Annotated in this window: 18 protein-coding genes and 1 pseudogene; 8 read left to right on the top strand and 11 right to left on the bottom strand. The window is 37.9% G+C overall.

All coding sequences use genetic code 11. From position 1 onward, the window contains the following. The first annotated feature begins 126 nt into the window (after window positions 1-126). Entirely contained in the window at window positions 127-450 is a 324-nt protein-coding gene (locus AC27HL_RS11140; RefSeq protein ID WP_487081062.1) for a monooxygenase, read from the top strand. Then, entirely contained in the window at window positions 443-823 is a 381-nt protein-coding gene (locus tag AC27HL_RS11145; RefSeq protein ID WP_487081063.1) for a hypothetical protein, read from the top strand. The genes AC27HL_RS11140 and AC27HL_RS11145 overlap by 8 nt, the downstream gene beginning before the upstream one ends. A gap of 318 nt (window positions 824-1,141) precedes the next feature. Here AC27HL_RS11145 and AC27HL_RS11150 read toward each other — a convergent pair whose 3' ends face one another. After that, a complete protein-coding gene (locus AC27HL_RS11150) occupies window positions 1,142-1,972 on the bottom strand; it encodes a LysR family transcriptional regulator (RefSeq protein ID WP_487081064.1) in 831 nt (276 codons plus the stop codon). A 127-nt stretch (window positions 1,973-2,099) separates the two neighbouring features. Between AC27HL_RS11150 and AC27HL_RS11155 the strand changes: the two genes are divergently transcribed. The 4 genes from AC27HL_RS11155 (at window position 2,100) to AC27HL_RS11170 (ending at window position 5,882) form a co-directional block, all read left to right on the top strand. After that, window positions 2,100-2,369, top strand: coding sequence for a hypothetical protein (locus AC27HL_RS11155; protein WP_487081065.1), 270 nt, complete (start codon window positions 2,100-2,102; stop codon window positions 2,367-2,369). Window positions 2,370-2,371: 2 nt separating this feature from the next. Then, window positions 2,372-2,713, top strand: a complete 342-nt coding sequence (maoP, locus tag AC27HL_RS11160) for a DUF413 domain-containing protein (RefSeq protein ID WP_487081066.1) — start codon at window positions 2,372-2,374, stop codon at window positions 2,711-2,713. Window positions 2,714-2,860: 147 nt separating this feature from the next. Beyond that, a complete protein-coding gene (gene gshB, locus AC27HL_RS11165; RefSeq protein ID WP_487081067.1) occupies window positions 2,861-3,907 on the top strand; it encodes a glutathione synthase in 1,047 nt (348 codons plus the stop codon). Next, entirely contained in the window at window positions 3,891-5,882 is a 1,992-nt protein-coding gene (locus AC27HL_RS11170; protein WP_487081068.1) for a flavohemoglobin expression-modulating QEGLA motif protein, read from the top strand. The genes gshB and AC27HL_RS11170 overlap by 17 nt, the downstream gene beginning before the upstream one ends. A 57-nt stretch (window positions 5,883-5,939) precedes the next feature. Here AC27HL_RS11170 and AC27HL_RS11175 read toward each other — a convergent pair. Further along, a pseudogene (locus AC27HL_RS11175) lies at window positions 5,940-6,189 on the bottom strand (endonuclease III); the annotation flags it as partial. 50 nt (window positions 6,190-6,239) lie between these two features. After that, window positions 6,240-7,187, bottom strand: a complete 948-nt coding sequence (locus AC27HL_RS11180; RefSeq protein ID WP_487081222.1) for a LysR family transcriptional regulator — start codon at window positions 7,185-7,187, stop codon at window positions 6,240-6,242. Window positions 7,188-7,330: 143 nt separating this feature from the next. Here AC27HL_RS11180 and AC27HL_RS11185 point away from each other — a divergent pair, with 143 nt between their 5' ends. After that, on the top strand, window positions 7,331-8,143 hold the full coding sequence (locus AC27HL_RS11185; protein ID WP_487081069.1) for an enoyl-CoA hydratase/isomerase family protein: 813 nt from the start codon (window positions 7,331-7,333) through the stop codon (window positions 8,141-8,143). Window positions 8,144-8,265: 122 nt separating this feature from the next. Here the strand turns inward: AC27HL_RS11185 and nth are convergent, their stop codons facing one another. From nth to AC27HL_RS11225, 8 genes are all read right to left on the bottom strand, one after another. Further along, on the bottom strand, window positions 8,266-8,898 hold the full coding sequence (gene nth, locus AC27HL_RS11190; RefSeq protein WP_487081070.1) for an endonuclease III: 633 nt from the start codon (window positions 8,896-8,898) through the stop codon (window positions 8,266-8,268). 36 nt (window positions 8,899-8,934) lie between these two features. Beyond that, on the bottom strand, window positions 8,935-9,639 hold the full coding sequence (locus AC27HL_RS11195; protein WP_487081071.1) for an electron transport complex subunit E: 705 nt from the start codon (window positions 9,637-9,639) through the stop codon (window positions 8,935-8,937). Further along, entirely contained in the window at window positions 9,639-10,277 is a 639-nt protein-coding gene (gene rsxG, locus AC27HL_RS11200; RefSeq protein WP_487081072.1) for an electron transport complex subunit RsxG, read from the bottom strand. Before rsxG ends, AC27HL_RS11195 begins: the two co-directional genes overlap by 1 nt. Further along, window positions 10,277-11,341, bottom strand: coding sequence for an electron transport complex subunit RsxD (rsxD, locus tag AC27HL_RS11205; RefSeq protein WP_487081073.1), 1,065 nt, complete (start codon window positions 11,339-11,341; stop codon window positions 10,277-10,279). Before rsxD ends, rsxG begins: the two co-directional genes overlap by 1 nt. Before the next feature lie 9 nt (window positions 11,342-11,350). Beyond that, window positions 11,351-13,693 (bottom strand): electron transport complex subunit RsxC, encoded by a 2,343-nt coding sequence (gene rsxC / locus AC27HL_RS11210; protein ID WP_487081074.1) that lies wholly within the window; start codon window positions 13,691-13,693, stop codon window positions 11,351-11,353. A 10-nt stretch (window positions 13,694-13,703) separates the two neighbouring features. After that, a complete protein-coding gene (gene rsxB / locus AC27HL_RS11215) occupies window positions 13,704-14,258 on the bottom strand; it encodes an electron transport complex subunit RsxB (RefSeq protein WP_487081075.1) in 555 nt (184 codons plus the stop codon). Beyond that, the gene (gene rsxA / locus AC27HL_RS11220) at window positions 14,258-14,839 is read right to left on the bottom strand and encodes an electron transport complex subunit RsxA (RefSeq protein ID WP_487081076.1); all 582 of its coding nucleotides are present in this window, start codon (window positions 14,837-14,839) and stop codon (window positions 14,258-14,260) included. Before rsxA ends, rsxB begins: the two co-directional genes overlap by 1 nt. 235 nt (window positions 14,840-15,074) lie before the next feature. After that, the gene (locus AC27HL_RS11225; RefSeq protein WP_487081077.1) at window positions 15,075-16,961 is read right to left on the bottom strand and encodes an EAL domain-containing protein; all 1,887 of its coding nucleotides are present in this window, start codon (window positions 16,959-16,961) and stop codon (window positions 15,075-15,077) included. Between the two features lie 493 nt (window positions 16,962-17,454). Between AC27HL_RS11225 and rimP the strand changes: the two genes are divergently transcribed. After that, window positions 17,455-17,916 (top strand): ribosome maturation factor RimP, encoded by a 462-nt coding sequence (gene rimP / locus AC27HL_RS11230; RefSeq protein WP_487081078.1) that lies wholly within the window; start codon window positions 17,455-17,457, stop codon window positions 17,914-17,916. Window positions 17,917-17,925 lie beyond the last annotated feature (9 nt).

Here is a 17,925-nt window from a genome sequence, read left to right on the forward strand (position 1 = left end):
TTACAACCTGTCAGTTTTTTGCACATGTATGTGCAGTATTATGAACTTTATTGTGCATTTGTTGTAGTGAATAATGATTCCAACAGCAATTATCACGCATAATGCGTAACGAGTGGAGAGTACACTATGAAACTATTACAAGTTGATTTTGAATACCAAGGACCAATGGGAGAGGAGATGTCTAGCGCCTTAGTTGGATTAGCGGAGTCGATTAATAAAGAAGAGGGGCTTATTTGGAAAATTTGGACGGAAAGTGAGTCTGATAAGCTTGGTGGTGGGGTTTATCTTTTTGAAAACGAAAAGAGCGCTCAAAAATATTTAGAAATGCACGCTAATCGATTAAAAGCAATGGGAGTTAAAGAGGTGAGAGGGATAATTTTTGATGTAAACATACCATTAACTAAAATTAATCAAGGACCCGTATTTCAGGAAGGTAACTCAAATGACTAATAAGACATTTTTAACGATACACAGTGTTATTTACGCAGCTTTTGCATTGGTACTGTTTTTTTTACCAACATTAGTTTGGCCTATGTATGGCGTAGAAATAAATGACAAATATGCATATTTCCTATCTCAGCACACAAGCATATTTCTAGGAGGGTTAGGCGCTATCAGTTTCTTTTTCAGAAATGTAAAAGACAAAGAAGCCGTAATTCAGCTGCTAAAAGCGTTAATTTCCACGAACTTGCTTGGCGTTATTATAACTGTATATGCCGGAGTTACAGGCATTTTTGTTGGTTTTGGTTGGAGCGACCCAATATTCTTTGCCGTACTAACAGTTTTAAGTTTTTTACAATTAAAAAATTGTAATACTCAATAAACGTGCATGAGGTGAATTTATTAATTCACCTCTTTAACTTAAGTGATGGTTCGCTAATCGTTCAAAGTCGTCGCATTTTTATTCGGTTTTATCTTTATACTCACACAAGCCTGCAATTATACACCAACTATATTTGGCTTTATTGTGCAGTACAGGTAGCACGGCTATGAAGAATTAGCCATTGATGCCTGCCAGATTATGAATTCTTTCAGTATAACGCTTATAAATTTTGCATTACTTCTGCATTAATTTTTCTGATAAAACTCGTTTGGATTAATAGCCGTAGATATGTGAGTTTGTTGTTCGTTTAGATATTTACTACTGAATTTTCATTAATAAATTTTTGAATTGACTGATGAGTTCATTATTGAGGTTATTTTTCCTATGAACCATAAAAATTGGCCGTTTAATTTGTACTGGCGCATCAATTTCAAAAAGCTCGCCTGAAACTAAGCTTTCCGTTATAAGTTCTGTCGGCAAATAAGCAAAGCCTCCTTTTGATAAAATTACTTCAAGCGCAATCATTGCAGTTGAAGTTTTAAAACTGGGAATAACTTTATGGTATAGAGCGTGTTCCTTTAGAAATGTAATGCCCCAGTCCACAAATATGTAATCTTCAACATTTTTATCAAAGCTTTTACGATTTCCTACTAAAGATAAATCGAAATGACCGATCAACTCATTGGTAAACTCGTCATCTTTAATTGGGTCCATAAGTAAGCCAATATCTAAACCTCTATCATCTAACTTTCTTTGAATTGCTTCTCTAACCGATATTTCAGTGCTTAGCGATATATTTTCAAATAATTCAATTGCATCATGAATTCTATTACTAAAAAACGCATCCCAAACATTTGGCGTTGCTGCAATGTTAAACGATATCTTTTGCTGATTGGCAATTGATATTGCCAACTTCGATTGCTCCATCTGGCTTACCAGAAGGAGGGCATGTGAAAGCAGCGCTTCTCCAGAAGGGGTTAATCTTAGGTTATTTTTTTCACGAATAATTAACTGAGTGCTGTAAAACTCTTCTAATTGTTTAATTCGAGCACTAACAGCTGCCTGCGTTATGTATAAAGTTTCGGCCGCTCTACCAAAGTGCTTGTTCTCGGCTACCGCTATAAAGGTTTTAAAAACTCTAATGTCCATGCTAACACCTAAATTAAATCATCGAGGGTAATGTAAATAATAATTATCGATGCGACAAATAATATTTGTTTTTCAAATAGTAATTTTTTTCGTAAATTCGTTGAAAATGAAATTAAGGTGTAAAATTATGAGAAAAATAGCCCTTATGTTTTCTGTATTGGCAGCGACTAATGCTCTTGCTAATCAACTTGAAATTGAAGAGCTTTCTACTCCCACAATAGCGTTAGTGACGACAATTCACGATTACTGCCTTGAACAACAATCAGATCAAGAAGACGCTAATATAGCAAGTATTATACTTGAATGTGTCAATACAGATTTGGAAATCTCTACTTATAAAACGTTTAAAACCTATTCAGAACTTACTTCGTTCATTTCTCAAGGGAAAGGAGCATAACAATGAAAACTTCTATTAGAGTCGGACAGCATTTATTTTACGGTGATAATTCTTTTCCACACGGTATCTCTCGTAGTGGCCATTTTAATAAACGAGAATCGGAAGAGCTTGCTACATATGGAAAGACATTTGAAGGTTTGAGTGATGGAAGCTTATCACCAATAAATGACGAAGAAGCACAATTTGTAAAGGCAATGAATACTCCTGGTGAAAGCGACCTGTACTCAGTTAACTTATGGAAAAGATATCTTGCAGTGATTGAAAAAAGCCGTGTTCATCATGGGTTTTCTATGAGCAATGGTAAAGTAAGAGAACCCAGTGGTAACGAGCGCTCTTTTGCTTAGTAGAATGCAGCGCAAAGGGTTGCTATTTATAAATATTTTTTAACTTGACGACAATTATTTTTTAGCGGTCAAGAAAACAAGTTTTCTGTATGCTTCGCCCAATTATAGTGATACTAAAAAAATGTATCTTCTACTCGAGCAAAGCCAATGAAAATTTGTTTTATTATGTACCCTTGGGATCGTATAGAGCCTGAAACTGACTCTACCTTAAGACTGATACATGAATGTGTAAAGCGTGGTCACACAGTCGCGCTTTCAACCGTTAATAATTTAACCATTCGAGATAGCGTCGCGAGCGCTTTTTGTGACGTATTTACTAAAAATACAAAATATTCAGATAACATACCTAGCTTTTATAAAACTGCTGACTTTAAACGCGCTCAGCTTCCTCTAGCGGGTTTTGATGCGGTCATTATGAGAGCTAATCCTCCGCTTGATACCTTGGCATTGAACTTCTTAGATTCTGTACGTGGTGATACTTTCATCATGAATGATCTCGATGGCTTACGCGTAGCTAATAACAAGGTTTACACGGCATCTTTTCAAGATACCGAAAGTGAGTTTATACCTGCGACTCATGTTTCAAAAAATCGAGATTATTTAGAGCGAATTTTTGACGAATCAGAAAGCGACAAAATGATATTGAAACCGCTCGATGGTTATGGCGGTAGAGGTGTTATTGTTCTAGAGAAAAGTGCACGTCAAAGCTTTAGATCACTACTTGATTTCTACATCGGTGGTGATGAGCATGGCAAAGGCAGTAACTATGTGATTTTGCAAGATTACGTGCATGGTGCCGAAGAAGGTGATGTGCGTATTTTGATGCTAAATGGTGAACCAATAGGCGCAATGAAGCGCATTCCAGCGTCTAATGATGTCCGCTCTAATGTTCATGCGGGTGGCAATGTTGTAAAGCATAAACTTACCGCACAAGAGAAAAAACTATGTAAATACATTGGTCCTAAACTAGTTCGTGATGGCCTTTATTTTACGGGTATCGATGTCATCGGCGGTAAACTGATTGAAGTTAATGTGTTAAGCCCCGGCGGTATTGTTAGAATTAATAAGTTAAATAGAACTAAGCTTCAAGCTCACGTAATTGATTTTGTTGAAAGTGTCGTGCAAGCCAAAGAATTTGTGATGAATCGCAAGACTGAATTTAGAAAGGTTATTGAAGATGCTAACGCTATCTGAGAAAGAGTGTATTCAACGCATTAAAAAGCGGGAGTGTTTCCATGCTGAAATTAATGACGGTTCATTTATTATCAAAATTGATGAATATACACCATTAATATGTGCTGCGATTCATAACGGGCACCAATTGCGTGCAGAGTTGGAGAAATCGTTCTTGCTCTCGAAACAGGAGCGGTTTTACGAAGAGGATCCTTATACAGACGAGTTGATATCATCATTCCCAATTCAACTTATCGGCAATGATTCTCGTTTTGAATACGACTTAAATCGGGCGAGAACGCTTTCCACCTATTTCAAAACAGCGTGGGACAAGCAAGTTTGGCAAAAGCCACTAACACAAAAACAGCGTGCGGCCAGCCATGCTAAGCATGAATCATTCTATAATGTTCTTGAGACAATTGTAGCTGTAATTGAAAAACAATTTGGCAATGCGATTGTTTTTGATATTCATTCATATAATTACAAGCGAATCGAACAAAATACGCCAACCTTTAACATAGGAGCTGGACAAATTGATGTTGAGCGTTGGGGTAAAGTTATCAGTCAATTCGAGCGTCAGCTAAACAAAATTGAATTGCCAAATATTGATGTCAGAGCCGCAACTGATGAAGTATTTCATGGCAGAGGGTACTTAATTTCCCATATCAATGCTCATTTTGACAATACGCTTGTCCTTCCTACGGAAGTAAAAAAAGTGTTTATGGACGAAACTTCTGGACAAGTATACCCGCTGGTACTCGATAACCTTAAATCTGGCCTTAAAGATGCAATTAGTGAAACGGCAGCATTTTTCATGCGTCGCTATACCAAGAAAACCCGTACCCAAAAAGCGGACATTCTTTCTTCAAATATTAGCCCAGAAGTCATCGAATTAGATAAAAAGCTGTTTTCACTGTGTAAAAGTGTTGAAACGCTTAATTTTATTAACCCGATTAATTTATCTAGTCAGAAGAATCGTTTCCTAAAAAGAAACAGTTACTTAGCACCTAACTTTAACTACAAGCAGTTAAACTTAAATCCATATAAGTTTCGAGAGAACCTTTATAAGTTACCGGTTGACGATATTTTTGATGCTGGTATTGCACAGTTATATCGCCATGTTATCGATAATTTGGCGAGCAAGATTGACTTATTAACGTCGATCGGCACAGGTGACTTTGTTTATAATTCTCTTAAATATTATGGAGAGCCTAGCCATACCGATATTGCAAATGCTCGTTTTATTCTGCATTTAAATTGTGAAGAGTTTCCTGAATCTGATGTCTACCTTAACGCAGATGAGGCTATTGACTACTTCCGTTTTCAAGCAAACGAATGGGGCCTTAAGTGTAAGATAGAAAAATCGGCAAAAATTGTTGCCAAAGCTATGGTGAACAATGAGAAAGCATTACTGCTCATAAATAAGGAAGCGAAATTTACCGAAAAAGAATTACATGCTTTTGCCTATCACGAACTTGGTATCCATATGCTGACCACTATAAATGCCAAAAAACATCCATTAAAGGTGTTTAGCTTGGGTTTAACGGGAAACACTCACACACAAGAAGGCCTTGCTCTTTATAGTGAATATTGCTCTGGTAGTTTAACAATTCAACGTTTAAGAATTATCGCTTTAAGGGTTATTGCTGTGCAATATATGCTTGAGCACAATGACTTTGTTAAAACTTACCATGCCTTGATGAACGAGTTTTCACTGGATAAAGAATTCGCTTTTACACTAACGACTCGTGTATATCGTGGCGGTGGTTTTACAAAAGATTATTTATACTTAAAGGGGTTTAAAGACGTTTTAAATGTCGCGAAAGAGCAGTCTGTTGATAACTTGCTTGTTGGAAAAGCCGGTTTATTAGATTTTGATGTAGTTTCTGAAATGGTCGAACGTGGTATGTTAGAAAAACCAGTTTCACTATTTGATACATCTTACACAACCTCTGGCGATAAAGTGCTCGACTTTATTGTTAATTCGATCAAGTAATACCTAAAATTATTTGAGGGATATGCGTCAATGACCGCTATTGGTAGTATAGCGGTCTTAATTATTTGTCTTATCTTGAAACTTACAAAAATCTTTGATAATACATGAACCACGTTTAGGTTTACGAGCGACACAGGTTAACGGCCATAAAGAATTAGCCAGTGGTGCACATCGACTTTAAATTCTGCGGGCACTACTTTTAAAAGTTTTTGCTCAACTTCTACTACATTTTCTCCATGGCAAACTTAATAAGGTTTGAAACGCGATCGATGTGAGGGTCGACGGCTATAGTTGGCCAGCCAAAAGATAATGAAGCTAGATGATAACTTTGTATAATAAGAATGGAATTTATTTATATTATTTGTGTCCATACATTTTTTCAAAATCAGGTATTTTGGTTTCCCATACAGGTACTTTTTCTCCAACCAGTTCTTTAAGCGTTTTTATAAAAAGTTTAGTTTTCAAAGGAGCATTTCGATGAGGATAAACGGCATAAAACGTACCATAATCTGCTAAGTTAAGATGTGTCATGATGGGTATTAGTTTACCGTCTATTATTTCATTCTCTATCATTTGAGCAGTAATAACTGCCAGCATATTTCCGGCTAGTGCGGTATTAATAAGCATTTCAACTTCGTTAACCTTATAAGCTGGTGTTAATTGAAAATGAGCTTCTTTTCCTAAGTTATCTAAATACTTAAACTTGTCAATGAGCAGCCCTTGTGAAGAATATATAACGGCAGGCAAGCTTTCTAATTTAGGAACTGTCTTGGGGGTTCCATATTTTTTTAAAAATTTAGGTGATGCAACTACCAATAATCGATTTCTGGCTATTGGTTTTGCAATAAGGTTTGACGCTTTCGGCTCTCCTATACGAAACCCTATATCAAAGCCTTCCCCAATAAAATCAACCAAACGATCTTCAAGTAGTAATTCTATTCGAATGTCAGGGTATAAAGCTTGAAATTTAAGTATCGCCTGTTGTACATATTGGCGACCAAATAACGTAGAGCTGGAAATTTTTAGCTCTCCTCTTGGTTCACTATGATAGTTTTCTGCTAAGCGTCTTGAGTTATTCAGTAAATCTCTCAATTGCCTTGCTTGGTTAACCATTTCACTCCCTGCAACGGTTAACGAAAGTGAGCGAGTTGTTCTGTTAAGTAATTGAACTCCTAGCTCATCTTCAAGCTTAACTATTTGCTTAGATATGGCTGAACGGTTGACGTTTCTATGCTCCGATACTTTAGCAAAGCTACCTAATTCAGAGACTTCAAGTAATAGTAGTAGCCGACTTGCAAGATCCATAATTTCACTAATTGGTTCCAATAAGGGAACATTGTAGTTCATTTTTGTCTGTTTTTGGATGTCAAAAAGGATATTAAATTAGCTTCATGAACTTGTCGTGAACAATATCGATTTACGAATTCTTAAGCAAAGAGGCATTGACTATGAATAAACTCATCATCACAAAAGAAGCAGGTATCGCAACTGTTTTAATTAAAAACCCGCCTGTTAATATTTTAACTATTGATTTAATTAATGAATTGAACCAGTTTATTTTGTCGTTAAAAGATGAACGTGAAATTAAAGCCGTTGTATTTAAGTCATTTCATGACGCATTTTTTATTGCTCATCTCGATCTTAATGTTATAAATGGAACTCAGGGAGGGCAAGCTGCGTCAATAGAATTTAATCACATGATTGCAAATATTAAAGCAATGAAGCAGCTTTCAATTGCTATTGTTGACGGTGTTGCTCGTGGTGGAGGCAATGAATTTGTAATGGCATGTGATTTGGCTTACGGCACTGAAAACTCAGCGTTCGCTCAGCCAGAATTATATATAAATATACCTACGGGCGGCCAAGGTGCTGTACAATTTGCTCGCCGATTAGGTAAAGGGAAGGCTCTACAAGCTTTATTAACAGGCGCAGATTTTACAGCTCAACAAGCTGAGCAATTAAACATTATCACTCAATATGTTCCCAAAATTGAGATGAATGAGTTTCTGCAACAGTTATTATTAACGGTTAGTGGTTGGGAAGTACGCGATATCGTAATGTACAAAGAGATCATTACTGCTTCGATTATAGATGAAGATGTTGGCAGTGAATTAGAGTTGAGGTACTTTTTAGAGCGAGCAAAAGAAGAAAAAACTCAAACTATTATCGCAGCCTTTTTAAAACATGGCGGTCAATCAGAGCGTGAAGCAAATGATATTCAAGGGATTTTTGTTGATACAGCCAAAGAGTTATCAAAGTAAGCAATAGGTAATAAAGTTGTGACAATTCCTCTAAGGCAATTGTCACAACTACTACTAAGTTATTAACTTCGAATAATCCAATTATTTTTGAATGTCTTTGGGTCGCTCAAAGCTAACTTCAATTATTCAGTCTTATCTTTAAACTCACACAAATCTTCAATAATACAAGCGCCACAGCGTGGTTTACGAGCCACACAGGTATAACGGCCATGTAAAATAAGCCAATGGTGAACATCCACTTTAAATTCTGCGGGCACCACTTTTAAAAGTTTTTGTTCAACTTCTACCACGTTTTTCCCCATGGCAAACTTAGTGCGGTTTGAAACGCGATCGATGTGAGTGTCTACCGCTATTGTCGGCCAGCCAAAGGCGGTATTAAGTACGACATTGGCCGTTTTTCTACCGACACCGGGTAATGCTTCAAGTGCGGCTCTGTCTTCAGGTACTTGGCCGTCATGTAGGTCGATTAACATTTGACAAGTTTTTAAGGTGTTAACTGCTTTAGTGTTAAATAGGCCAATGGTTTTTATATATGATTTTAATCCGTCTAAACCTAAATCTAAAATAGCCTGTGGCGTGTTCGCAACCGGGTAAAGCTTATCAGTTGCTTTGTTGACACTAACATCCGTTGCTTGCGCTGACAATAGAACTGCGATCAACAATTCAAATGGGCTTGAGAAGTTAAGCTCTGTGGTCGGGTTTGGATTGTTATCCCGTAATCGGGTTAATATTTCTAATCTTTTTTCTTTATTCATTATTTTTATTTAGATTATTTTACTATTTAATGGCTATTAGTTTTCAAAATTCACTCGAACACGCTCAATTGCTTGCTCTAACTTTTTAGGTTTTGCTTGTGCAATTTTATTATCGATTGCATTTTTACCGGCAATTAAAAAGCCCATAGCAATAAACGCACCTGGTGGTAAAATTGCTAACAAAAACTGGCTATCAAGCTGGTATACTTCAACTTTCAATGTTGTTGCCCATTCACCTAACAGTAAGTTGGCGTCATCAAATAAGGTGCCTTGGCCTAATACTTCGCGTATTCCACCGAGTAAAACTAGCACAGCTAAAAAGCCAAGTCCCATCATTAAGCCGTCAAAACTGGCTTGTTTAATTGGGTTCTTTGATGCATAAGCTTCAGCGCGGCCAATAATGGCACAGTTCGTTACGATTAATGGCAAGAATATACCTAAGGATTGGTATAAGTCGTAAGTGAATGCATTCATTAACAATTGTACGCAAGTAACGAAGGCGGCAATGATCAAAACAAAAATGGGAATGCGAATTTCTTTTGGAACCCATTGGCGAATTGCAGATACAGTAGCATTAGAGCAAATTAGAACAAATAATGTTGCGATACCTAAACCTAAGGCATTCACTACTGTTGAAGTAACAGCCAATAACGGACAAAGACCAAGTAATTGTACAAGGCCAGGGTTATTCTTCCATAGCCCTTGCCAAGCGAGTTCTTTGTATTCAGCATTAATTTTCATTATTTAGCCTCACAATTACTTTCAGTGGAAAATATAACTTCTTGATTTTCAATAAAGTAATCAACTGTTTTTTTCACAGTTTTTACAACTGCTCGTGGTGTGATAGTAGCGCCGGTAAATTGGTCAAACATGCCACCGTCTTTAGCCACCGCCCAACGACTGTCATTTTCCTCTAATACTTTTTTACCAGAGAATGTCGTAATCCAATCACTTTTTTTAATTTCGATTTTATCGCCTAAACCAGGGGTTTCTTTGTGTAATAGGGTGCGAACGCCGCTAACACTGCCATCGGTATTAACGGCGATAAGCAGCTCAATATTGCCATTGTAGCCATCTGGTGCTATGGCTTTAATCGCTGCCGCTACGGGGACGTTATTCATTCTTGCACGATAAATAACGTCCGTGATTAAGTCGCTATTTCTGTCGTGTGGCGCATTGATACAATCACGAAACATTTCATTGTCATGATTTTTCTCATCAATGGTTTCGTTAAGTTGCTTTATGAGTTGTTGTTGAGCTTGCTGTGCAATTCTATCTTTAGTTAACACATTAACTAAGCCAACTGCTGCAGTGCATGCAACAGCAAATAGAGCGAGAACTTTGGCATTTTTATTCATTGCAGGAGTAATATTTGACATTATTTTTTTGCTCCTACGTTATGACCATAAGTGCGTGGGCGCGTGTATTGGTCAATTAATGGTGCTGCCATATTACAAAGCAGTACAGCAAATGCTACGGCATCTGGGTAACCGCCAAATTTTCGAATAATATAAACTAATAGGCCTGCAAGGGCTCCAAATACTAATCGCCCCTTGACACTGGTTGCCCCGGAAACCGGGTCAGTTAAAATGAAAAATGCCCCTAGCATAGTTGCACCAGTAAACCAGTGAAACATAGTAGAAGCGCTACTGTCTGGGCTAATAATAAATGCGATAAAGCTGCAAATGAATAAGCTTGCTAAAAAGCTTAATGGTGTGGTCCAATGAATGGCTTTTTTCGCCAATAAGAAGAGGCCGCCAAGTAAAAAACCTGCATTCATCCATTCCCAACCAATACCAAAATGTTGGCCTATAACGGTTGATTGCATGCTTTCTACAACGGTAAGTCCAAGCGTAATATTGGTTTTTACCGTATCGAGTGGTGTTGCCATAGTTACACCATCAATATGGGTACGAATTTGCTCTACCGAGTAACCTTCTGCTGTATAACCGGAAAAAATTAATGATAAGGTATCGCTAAATTGAAGGTCAATGGCTAGTAATGGCAGTGGTGGTTGCCATTGTGTCATTTGTACTGGAAACGATATTAGCAACATAACGTAGGCCGCCATCGCAGGATTAAATGGGTTATGACCCAAGCCACCGTATAATTGTTTAACAACTATAATGGCAAATAAACTGCCTATAATCGTAATCCACCATGGGGCCAGTGCCGGTAAACTAATACCGAGTAATACGGCGGTTAGTATTGCGCTGCCATCAAATAACTGTGGGCGTATTTTTTTTTCTCTAAGAGATAATATGGCAAACTCTGCAACTAAAGCGGTAATTATTGCCATTGATATATGAATTAAATTACCCCAACCAAAGAAATACCATTGTGCAAAAATGCCAGGAATTGTCGCGTAAATGACCATTCGCATCAGTTTTGATGTTTCACTTTGTTGATGGTTATGTGGGGAACTTGCTATCCAAAATGCCATAGTGATCAATTACTCTGAAGTTTGTGGTTTGTTTGATTGAGCTGCTAGCTTTTTAGCCTTTGCCTTGGCAACAGCTGCTGCAATACGTGCTTTTTTATCATTGCTAGCAGAAGTGTTGTCATTGGCGAGGTTATCATCTAGTTTACTACTTGACGCTGCTAGTTTTTTTGCTTTCGCTTTTGCGACAGCCGCAGCAATTTTAGCTTTTCTGGTATCGTCAGCATTTTGCTGCTCAGGCATTGGCTTTTCATTTTTTGCAGATGAGGTCTCGGTAGTTGACGATTGTTTATTCACATTAGCTTTAGTGTTGCTATCTGGTTCAATCATCGTTTGAGTTTTATCGTCAGCACTTGCCGTTTTTTCTGCTTGACGTTTTGCCAGTGCTTTTGCTTTAGCCTTTGCAACAGCACTGGCAACTTTGGCTTTCTTTGCATCTTCTGCAGTAGTAACATTAGAGCTAGCTTGAGTGTTTTTGTTAGAAACTGTAGCTATTTCTACTGTGTTGTTTTCAGGTGATAGGGTATCTGTCTTTTGTAATTTTTTGGCTTTTGCTTTAGCAATAGCCGCAGCTACTTTCGCTTTTTTATCATTAGTAGCGCTAGTTTCTTGAATTGCTGCCGGTAAGATAGCTGGCTCAGCCTTTGTGTTATTTGTTGCTGATTTTTCTGCTGCTTGCTTGGCGAGTTTTTTCGCTTTTGCACGTGCGATAGCATTGGCAACTTGGCTTTTTTGATCGCTAACTTGTTCACTATTCACGACTGCTTGTGGAGCATCTTTGATGTTGTTATTTTCTTGAGCTTTTTTCGCTTTTACACGGGCAAGTGCAGCAGCAACAGCAGATTTCTCTGTTTTCGCTTCAGCTGTGCCTGAATTCATTCGAGCTTTGCGCGCCTCTGCTGCTCTTTTATGTTTTTCTGCTCGCGCAATTTTTTCACGTTCAAGGCGTTCTTTACGAGCTTCAAACCTAACTTTAGCTTTTTCAGCTTTAATATCGAGTAACTTTTGTTGGCGAATTTCGGCTTTTGCAATTCGATAATAATGTACCAGCGGAATTTGACTCGGACATACATAAGCACAAGCACCACATTCAATGCAGTCAAATAGATTAAGCTTAGCCAGTTGTTGTTGGTCTTTCGCTTTTGCGCTCCATTGTAGTTCTTGTGGGAGGAGCTGTGCTGGGCAAACATCAGCGCATTGGCCACAGCGAATACATTCAACTTCTTTGCTACCGGTAGAGTAGGGTGATGCAATTTCTGCTTCACTTGGCGCTAAAATACAATTGGTCGATTTAACTACAGGTATTTGGTCGCTTGACAGGCTAAAGCCCATCATAGGGCCACCCATAATTAAATGCTTATGTTGAGAGTTTTTATAGCCACAATTTTCTGTGAGAAAGCCGACCGGGGTACCAATTAATGCCCAGGTATTTTGTGGCTTTTCTAGAGCTTGACCACTAACGGTTACCACGCGCTTGATTAAAGGCGTGTCATTGATAACAGCATCGGCAATGGCAAAACAAGTTGCAACATTTTGCATTACTATACCAAGTGAGCTTGGTAAAACGCCGCTCGGTACTTCTTGGCCTGTTAATATTTTTATTAGCTGTTTTTCACCGCCACTCGGGTATTTAGTTGGTATAACACAAACATGAATATGAGCAATATTCTCAGTGGCTTTTTTCAGTGTAGCAATTGCTTGCGGTTTGTTGTCCTCAATGCCAATTAAGATATTTTTAGGCGCGAGTAGATGATCAAGAATTTTAATGCCATCGAGTACAGTTGGGCTATGTTCTTGGATTAATAAATCGTCAGCGGTTATGTAAGGTTCACATTCTGCAGCATTAATAATAAGAAATTCAATTTTTGCTAATGTGCCAACTTTTACTTGTGTCGGAAAACCCGCACCACCCATGCCAGCAATACCCGCATTTGCAATTTTTTCTAATATTTGCCCTTTACTCAACAGTTGGTAATCAGGGCAAATATTACGCTCACACCAGGTATCTTCGCCGTCGGGAGAAAGTACAATACAAGTTTCACTTAGTCCAGATGGGTGAGGAATAATCGACGGTTTAATGGCCGTAATGGTGCCACTTGTTGGCGCGTGAACAGGCAATTGCATTGGGCTGTCGCTGCTACTTAACGCTTGGCCTTTAAGAACTTTGTCACCAATTGCTACCTCTAGGTTACCCGCTTGTCCTATATGTTGACGTATAGGAATAATAAGTTGCTGAGGAATTCGCGCGCTGGCTATAGGTTTAGTAGACGTGAGAAACTTTTGCTCAGGTGGGTGAATACCACCATGAAATTGTGAAAAGTGACCTTTTTGAATACGTTCAATTATAGATTCCACTACAGCCTCATTAATCTATTTCTACGACGGGAATCGTGTTTAAGTCCCATTGCCAATTTTGAGTTGTTGTGGCCACTGGGATCATTTCAATACAGTCGACTGGGCAAGGGGCAACACATAAGTCACATCCCGTGCATTCGTCTGCAATTATGGTATGCATTTGTTTAGTTGTACCTATGATGGCGTCAACCGGACAAGCTTGAATGCACTTGGTACAACCGATACAGTCTTCTTCAATAATAAAAGCGACTTTGGGTGTGGTATCTGCTTCATGGTTTTCATCCATAGGTTGTACCTCAACCCCCATTAAGTCGGCAATTTTCTTAATGGTATCTTCGCCGCCAGGCGCACATTTGTTGATTGCTTCACCGTTTGCAACCGCTTCAGCATAAGGCTTACAACCTGGGTATCCACATTGGCCACATTGTGTTTGCGGCAACAAGGCATCAAGCTGTTCGGCAAGAGGATCTCCTTCGACTTTAAATCGAACAGAGGCAAAACCAAGTAATGCGCCAAAAAACGCTGCAATTACACCAACAACTATTATTGCAATTAATGTACTCATTAAAATTTAACCAAACCCGTAAAGCCCATAAAGGCCAATGACATTAAACCTGCTGTTATCATGGCAATGGCAGAGCCTTTAAAAGGTGCAGGTACATCGGCATTAGCAAGCTTTTCTCGCATGGCAGAGAACATAATTAACACTAATGAAAAACCGGCGGCAGCGCCAAAGCCATAAATGATAGATTCGAAAAAGTTATGTTGCTCGTACATATTAAGTAATGCAACGCCGAGCACGGCACAGTTTGTGGTGATAAGCGGTAAAAATATCCCTAATAAACGATAAAGGTTGGCGCTGGTTTTATGAACCACCATTTCGGTAAACTGAACCACGACAGCAATGACTAAAATAAAAGTCATTGTATTTAGGTACTCTAAATTTAATGGCACTAGAATATAGCTGTTTACAATGTAACTTAATAATGATGCCAAAGTCATGACAAAGGTTGTTGCGAACGACATGCCGATGGCGGTTTCTGTGCGTGAAGAAACCCCCATAAATGGGCACAGTCCAAGAAACTTTACTAATACAAAGTTATTTACTAATACTGTGCCAACTAACAGCAGTAGGTAATCAGTCATTTGATAATTATTTTACCGTGAAAATTCACGCTATTATCCGTGTTTATCAATGAATAAACAACATACGAAGCGTAAGGTTATTAATTTTTTATTTTGCTCCATTTGAACATGCTCAAAAATCAAGCAAAAACGTTAGTTTTCACGCTAAAATAGTTGATGTTTATTGATGTTTATTGATGTGTTAGTAGGTGATTTCGACCTAGTGCTATTACTAGGTCGAATAAGTTACTATAAATTAAAGAGCTGACAAGCTTTTTGGTTTGCCGATATAGAAACCTTGGCAACCATCAATGAAAAGCTTTTCTAGCATAAACTTCTCTTCTTGGCTTTCAACGCTTTCCGCCAAAACACTGATGCTCAATCTGTGTGCTAAATCGACCATTAAACGCAAAAAGTATTGATTGTTTTTGTCTTCATCAATATCGCGGGTATAGGTACTGTCCATTTTAATGAAGTCGGGTTTTAAATCTCTAAAGAATTTAAATGATGTTAAGCCAACACCAAATCGTTCTACGGTTATTCTAGCACCAACGCGATGCACCATATCGATAAAGTTTTTACTGGTTTTGATATTTTGCTGTAAACCATATTCGGTAATTTCAAAAACTAATTTTGATGCAATTGCAGCGTCACGTAGTAAGCGTCGCTCTAACCAAATTAAAAAATGTCCGTCATTAATTGACCGAGCACTAACGTTAATACCGAAAAAGTGATCTTGCATGTTTTTATCTGCAATCTCTTTAATTGCCGCTTCGATTATCATACGGTCAACGGCGACGATTTTATCAAGTTTTTCTGCCATGGCAAAAAATGATGCCGTTGGCAGTACATCATCGCTGCTATTGAGAAAACGTGCTAACACTTCCCCGTAAACACGGCTATTTGGACTGCTTGGCTTGATAGGCTGAACCAATAGCCTGATTCGCTGGTTTTCTATAACACTGTCTATCTCTTGTCGCCAGTTTTGATTGCCATAGCTAGCACTACTGTTTTCCAAAATACTGCTATCGGTTTGTGCAAACCAGGCATTAACTTGTTGTGTTTGAGCAACGCTGATTCCTGTGTCGGCTAGGGCGAGCAATTCGCCAAGTGGCTTATCATTGTCGAAATAAACAAGGCCAGTGTAACCAACAGAGTCTAAATCAGATGCTTGTTGGTATTCGTTGAATTTTCCGGTTAAATCATTCGCAAAATTTTCCGCACTTTTTAAGGTGATATTAGGAATAAGAGTGGCGAAATCAGAGCTGTTCAAACGGAAAACTTGTGCCCCTTTATAGCGGCTAATGGCATGCTTCATTATGTCAGCAACATCACGGATATAGCTATCGCCTTCATGATAACCATGAATTTGATTTATGGTTTGTAATTCTGAGCACCGAGTAATAGATAAAACGCCAAAGTCTGAACGGCTATCAGCATTTTCAAAAAACTGAATAAAACGATTTCTATTTTCTAATTTTGTAACGGGTTCAATATACGCGTCTTTTTCGAGTAAGGTTGTTTCAGAAATTTTACTAGCAATTAAATTCTTTAATTCTGTTAAATGTTGTTGAATTTCAGGTAGGTCAATTTCATCATCTTGAGCCTTATCTGTATTTTCTTTACCGGTAATTATTGTGGCCAAATCACCTTTAATTTGCTGATTAATTTTTCCTGCCAGTCGGCGATAGCGTGCAATACTAAATGATGCAGCAATAACGATAAAGATTACCGACAGTAAAAATACCGCAAGCACGACCTTGATAAGTAATGATAGGTTACTATCTGCCGATAATTGATAGCGAATGGTTAAGCCACTTTTTGGCAGTTTTACTTGATTAATAGGTGCTAAAATAAATTCAACTAGCGGAGCACTTTTTTGTTGTTTGTTGACAATAATTGCGCCATCTCTATTGCCGATATTGATAAAATGATAAGGGTTTAAGCTGATTAGTAGATTTGCTAGTTCTTCGCTATTAACAGCAGAGCTTTCGCGGTCGTAAGACTGTAATACCTGAATATGTTGTTTTTGATTTTCAGATACTTGCATTGCTAATAAAATAGCACCTGCTATACCTACAACGGTACTAAATGCTAAAGCAAAGAGAAAATTTCTTAACAGCAGTTGTGTATACGTATACATATTTTTCCAAAAAGCCGAAATATGGCGTAAAAGTTGAATTAATCAATGGTCGTTAAAAGAAAAAGGTAAATTTTCTTCGACAATTATATCAATTTACTAACTATCTGATAATGCCGCAATAATTATTATAGTAATGTTAGGTAAATTTATATTTTTCTTTTTTAAATCACTAGGTAACTTTCTGTTTAGCTAGGTAAGTTGCAGGGAAAATTAACTTGCTATGACTAAGACAACGCTATATAATTCGCCACGCTTAAATATAGCAATATTTCACTGAGTAGTTAGTTTAACTTAATATAGTTAATTAACTAAAATATTGTTGTAAAAAGTCAAGGTTTACTTGGCTTACATCGTGGGTTCAGTGAAATAAGCCCCGCGTAATGGGGCTTTTTTGTATCTTGAGAACATAAAAAGGTGCAATGACAGCAAGGTAAATCGCTGGGCTTTATGCCCTTTTTTTGTTTCTGGACTCGTCCAATTTGGAGAAAATTGATTGGCTAAATTTGAACACAAACTAACTGACATGTTACGTCCTGCCGTAGAAGAAACAGGCAAGGAACTATTAGGCGTTGAATTTATCAGCGCAGGTAATCACTCAGTTTTAAGAATTTTTATCGATCATGAAAATGGTATCGATGTTGATGACTGCGCTGAAGTTAGTCATCAAGTAGGGGCTATTCTCGACGTAGAAGACCCAATTAGCAGTGAATACAATTTAGAGGTTTCGTCACCTGGGCTTGATCGTCCACTTTTTGATAAATCGCACTTTGCCGCGGTTGTTGACGAAACAATAGAAGTAAAACTTTCGATGCCATTAAATGGTCGTCGCAAATTTAAAGGTAAGTTAGTTGCCATTGAAAATGACAGCTTAATTGTAATGGTTGATAACGAAGAATATGAACTTGTTATCAGTAATGTAGACAAGGCTCACCTTGTTTATAACCATAATAAATAATTTTAAAAT

Source organism: Colwellia aquaemaris (assembly GCF_057548755.1).

Excerpts from the sequence above, each read along its gene's own strand:
- rsxA (WP_487081076.1), bottom strand. The coding sequence starts at position 14,839 with ATGACTGATTACCTACTGCTGTTAGTTGGCACAGTATTAGTAAATAAC.
- AC27HL_RS11150 (WP_487081064.1), bottom strand. The coding sequence starts at position 1,972 with ATGGACATTAGAGTTTTTAAAACCTTTATAGCGGTAGCCGAGAACAAG.
- AC27HL_RS11140 (WP_487081062.1), top strand. The coding sequence starts at position 127 with ATGAAACTATTACAAGTTGATTTTGAATACCAAGGACCAATGGGAGAG.
- AC27HL_RS11145 (WP_487081063.1), top strand. The coding sequence starts at position 443 with ATGACTAATAAGACATTTTTAACGATACACAGTGTTATTTACGCAGCT.
- AC27HL_RS11185 (WP_487081069.1), top strand. The coding sequence starts at position 7,331 with ATGAATAAACTCATCATCACAAAAGAAGCAGGTATCGCAACTGTTTTA.
- AC27HL_RS11155 (WP_487081065.1), top strand. The coding sequence starts at position 2,100 with ATGAGAAAAATAGCCCTTATGTTTTCTGTATTGGCAGCGACTAATGCT.
- AC27HL_RS11180 (WP_487081222.1), bottom strand. The coding sequence starts at position 7,187 with ATGGATCTTGCAAGTCGGCTACTACTATTACTTGAAGTCTCTGAATTA.
- rsxB (WP_487081075.1), bottom strand. The coding sequence starts at position 14,258 with ATGAGTACATTAATTGCAATAATAGTTGTTGGTGTAATTGCAGCGTTT.
- nth (WP_487081070.1), bottom strand. The coding sequence starts at position 8,898 with ATGAATAAAGAAAAAAGATTAGAAATATTAACCCGATTACGGGATAAC.
- gshB (WP_487081067.1), top strand. The coding sequence starts at position 2,861 with ATGAAAATTTGTTTTATTATGTACCCTTGGGATCGTATAGAGCCTGAA.
- rsxG (WP_487081072.1), bottom strand. The coding sequence starts at position 10,277 with ATGTCAAATATTACTCCTGCAATGAATAAAAATGCCAAAGTTCTCGCT.
- AC27HL_RS11170 (WP_487081068.1), top strand. The coding sequence starts at position 3,891 with ATGCTAACGCTATCTGAGAAAGAGTGTATTCAACGCATTAAAAAGCGG.
- rsxD (WP_487081073.1), bottom strand. The coding sequence starts at position 11,341 with ATGGCATTTTGGATAGCAAGTTCCCCACATAACCATCAACAAAGTGAA.
- AC27HL_RS11225 (WP_487081077.1), bottom strand. The coding sequence starts at position 16,961 with ATGTATACGTATACACAACTGCTGTTAAGAAATTTTCTCTTTGCTTTA.
- AC27HL_RS11195 (WP_487081071.1), bottom strand. The coding sequence starts at position 9,639 with ATGAAAATTAATGCTGAATACAAAGAACTCGCTTGGCAAGGGCTATGG.
- maoP (WP_487081066.1), top strand. The coding sequence starts at position 2,372 with ATGAAAACTTCTATTAGAGTCGGACAGCATTTATTTTACGGTGATAAT.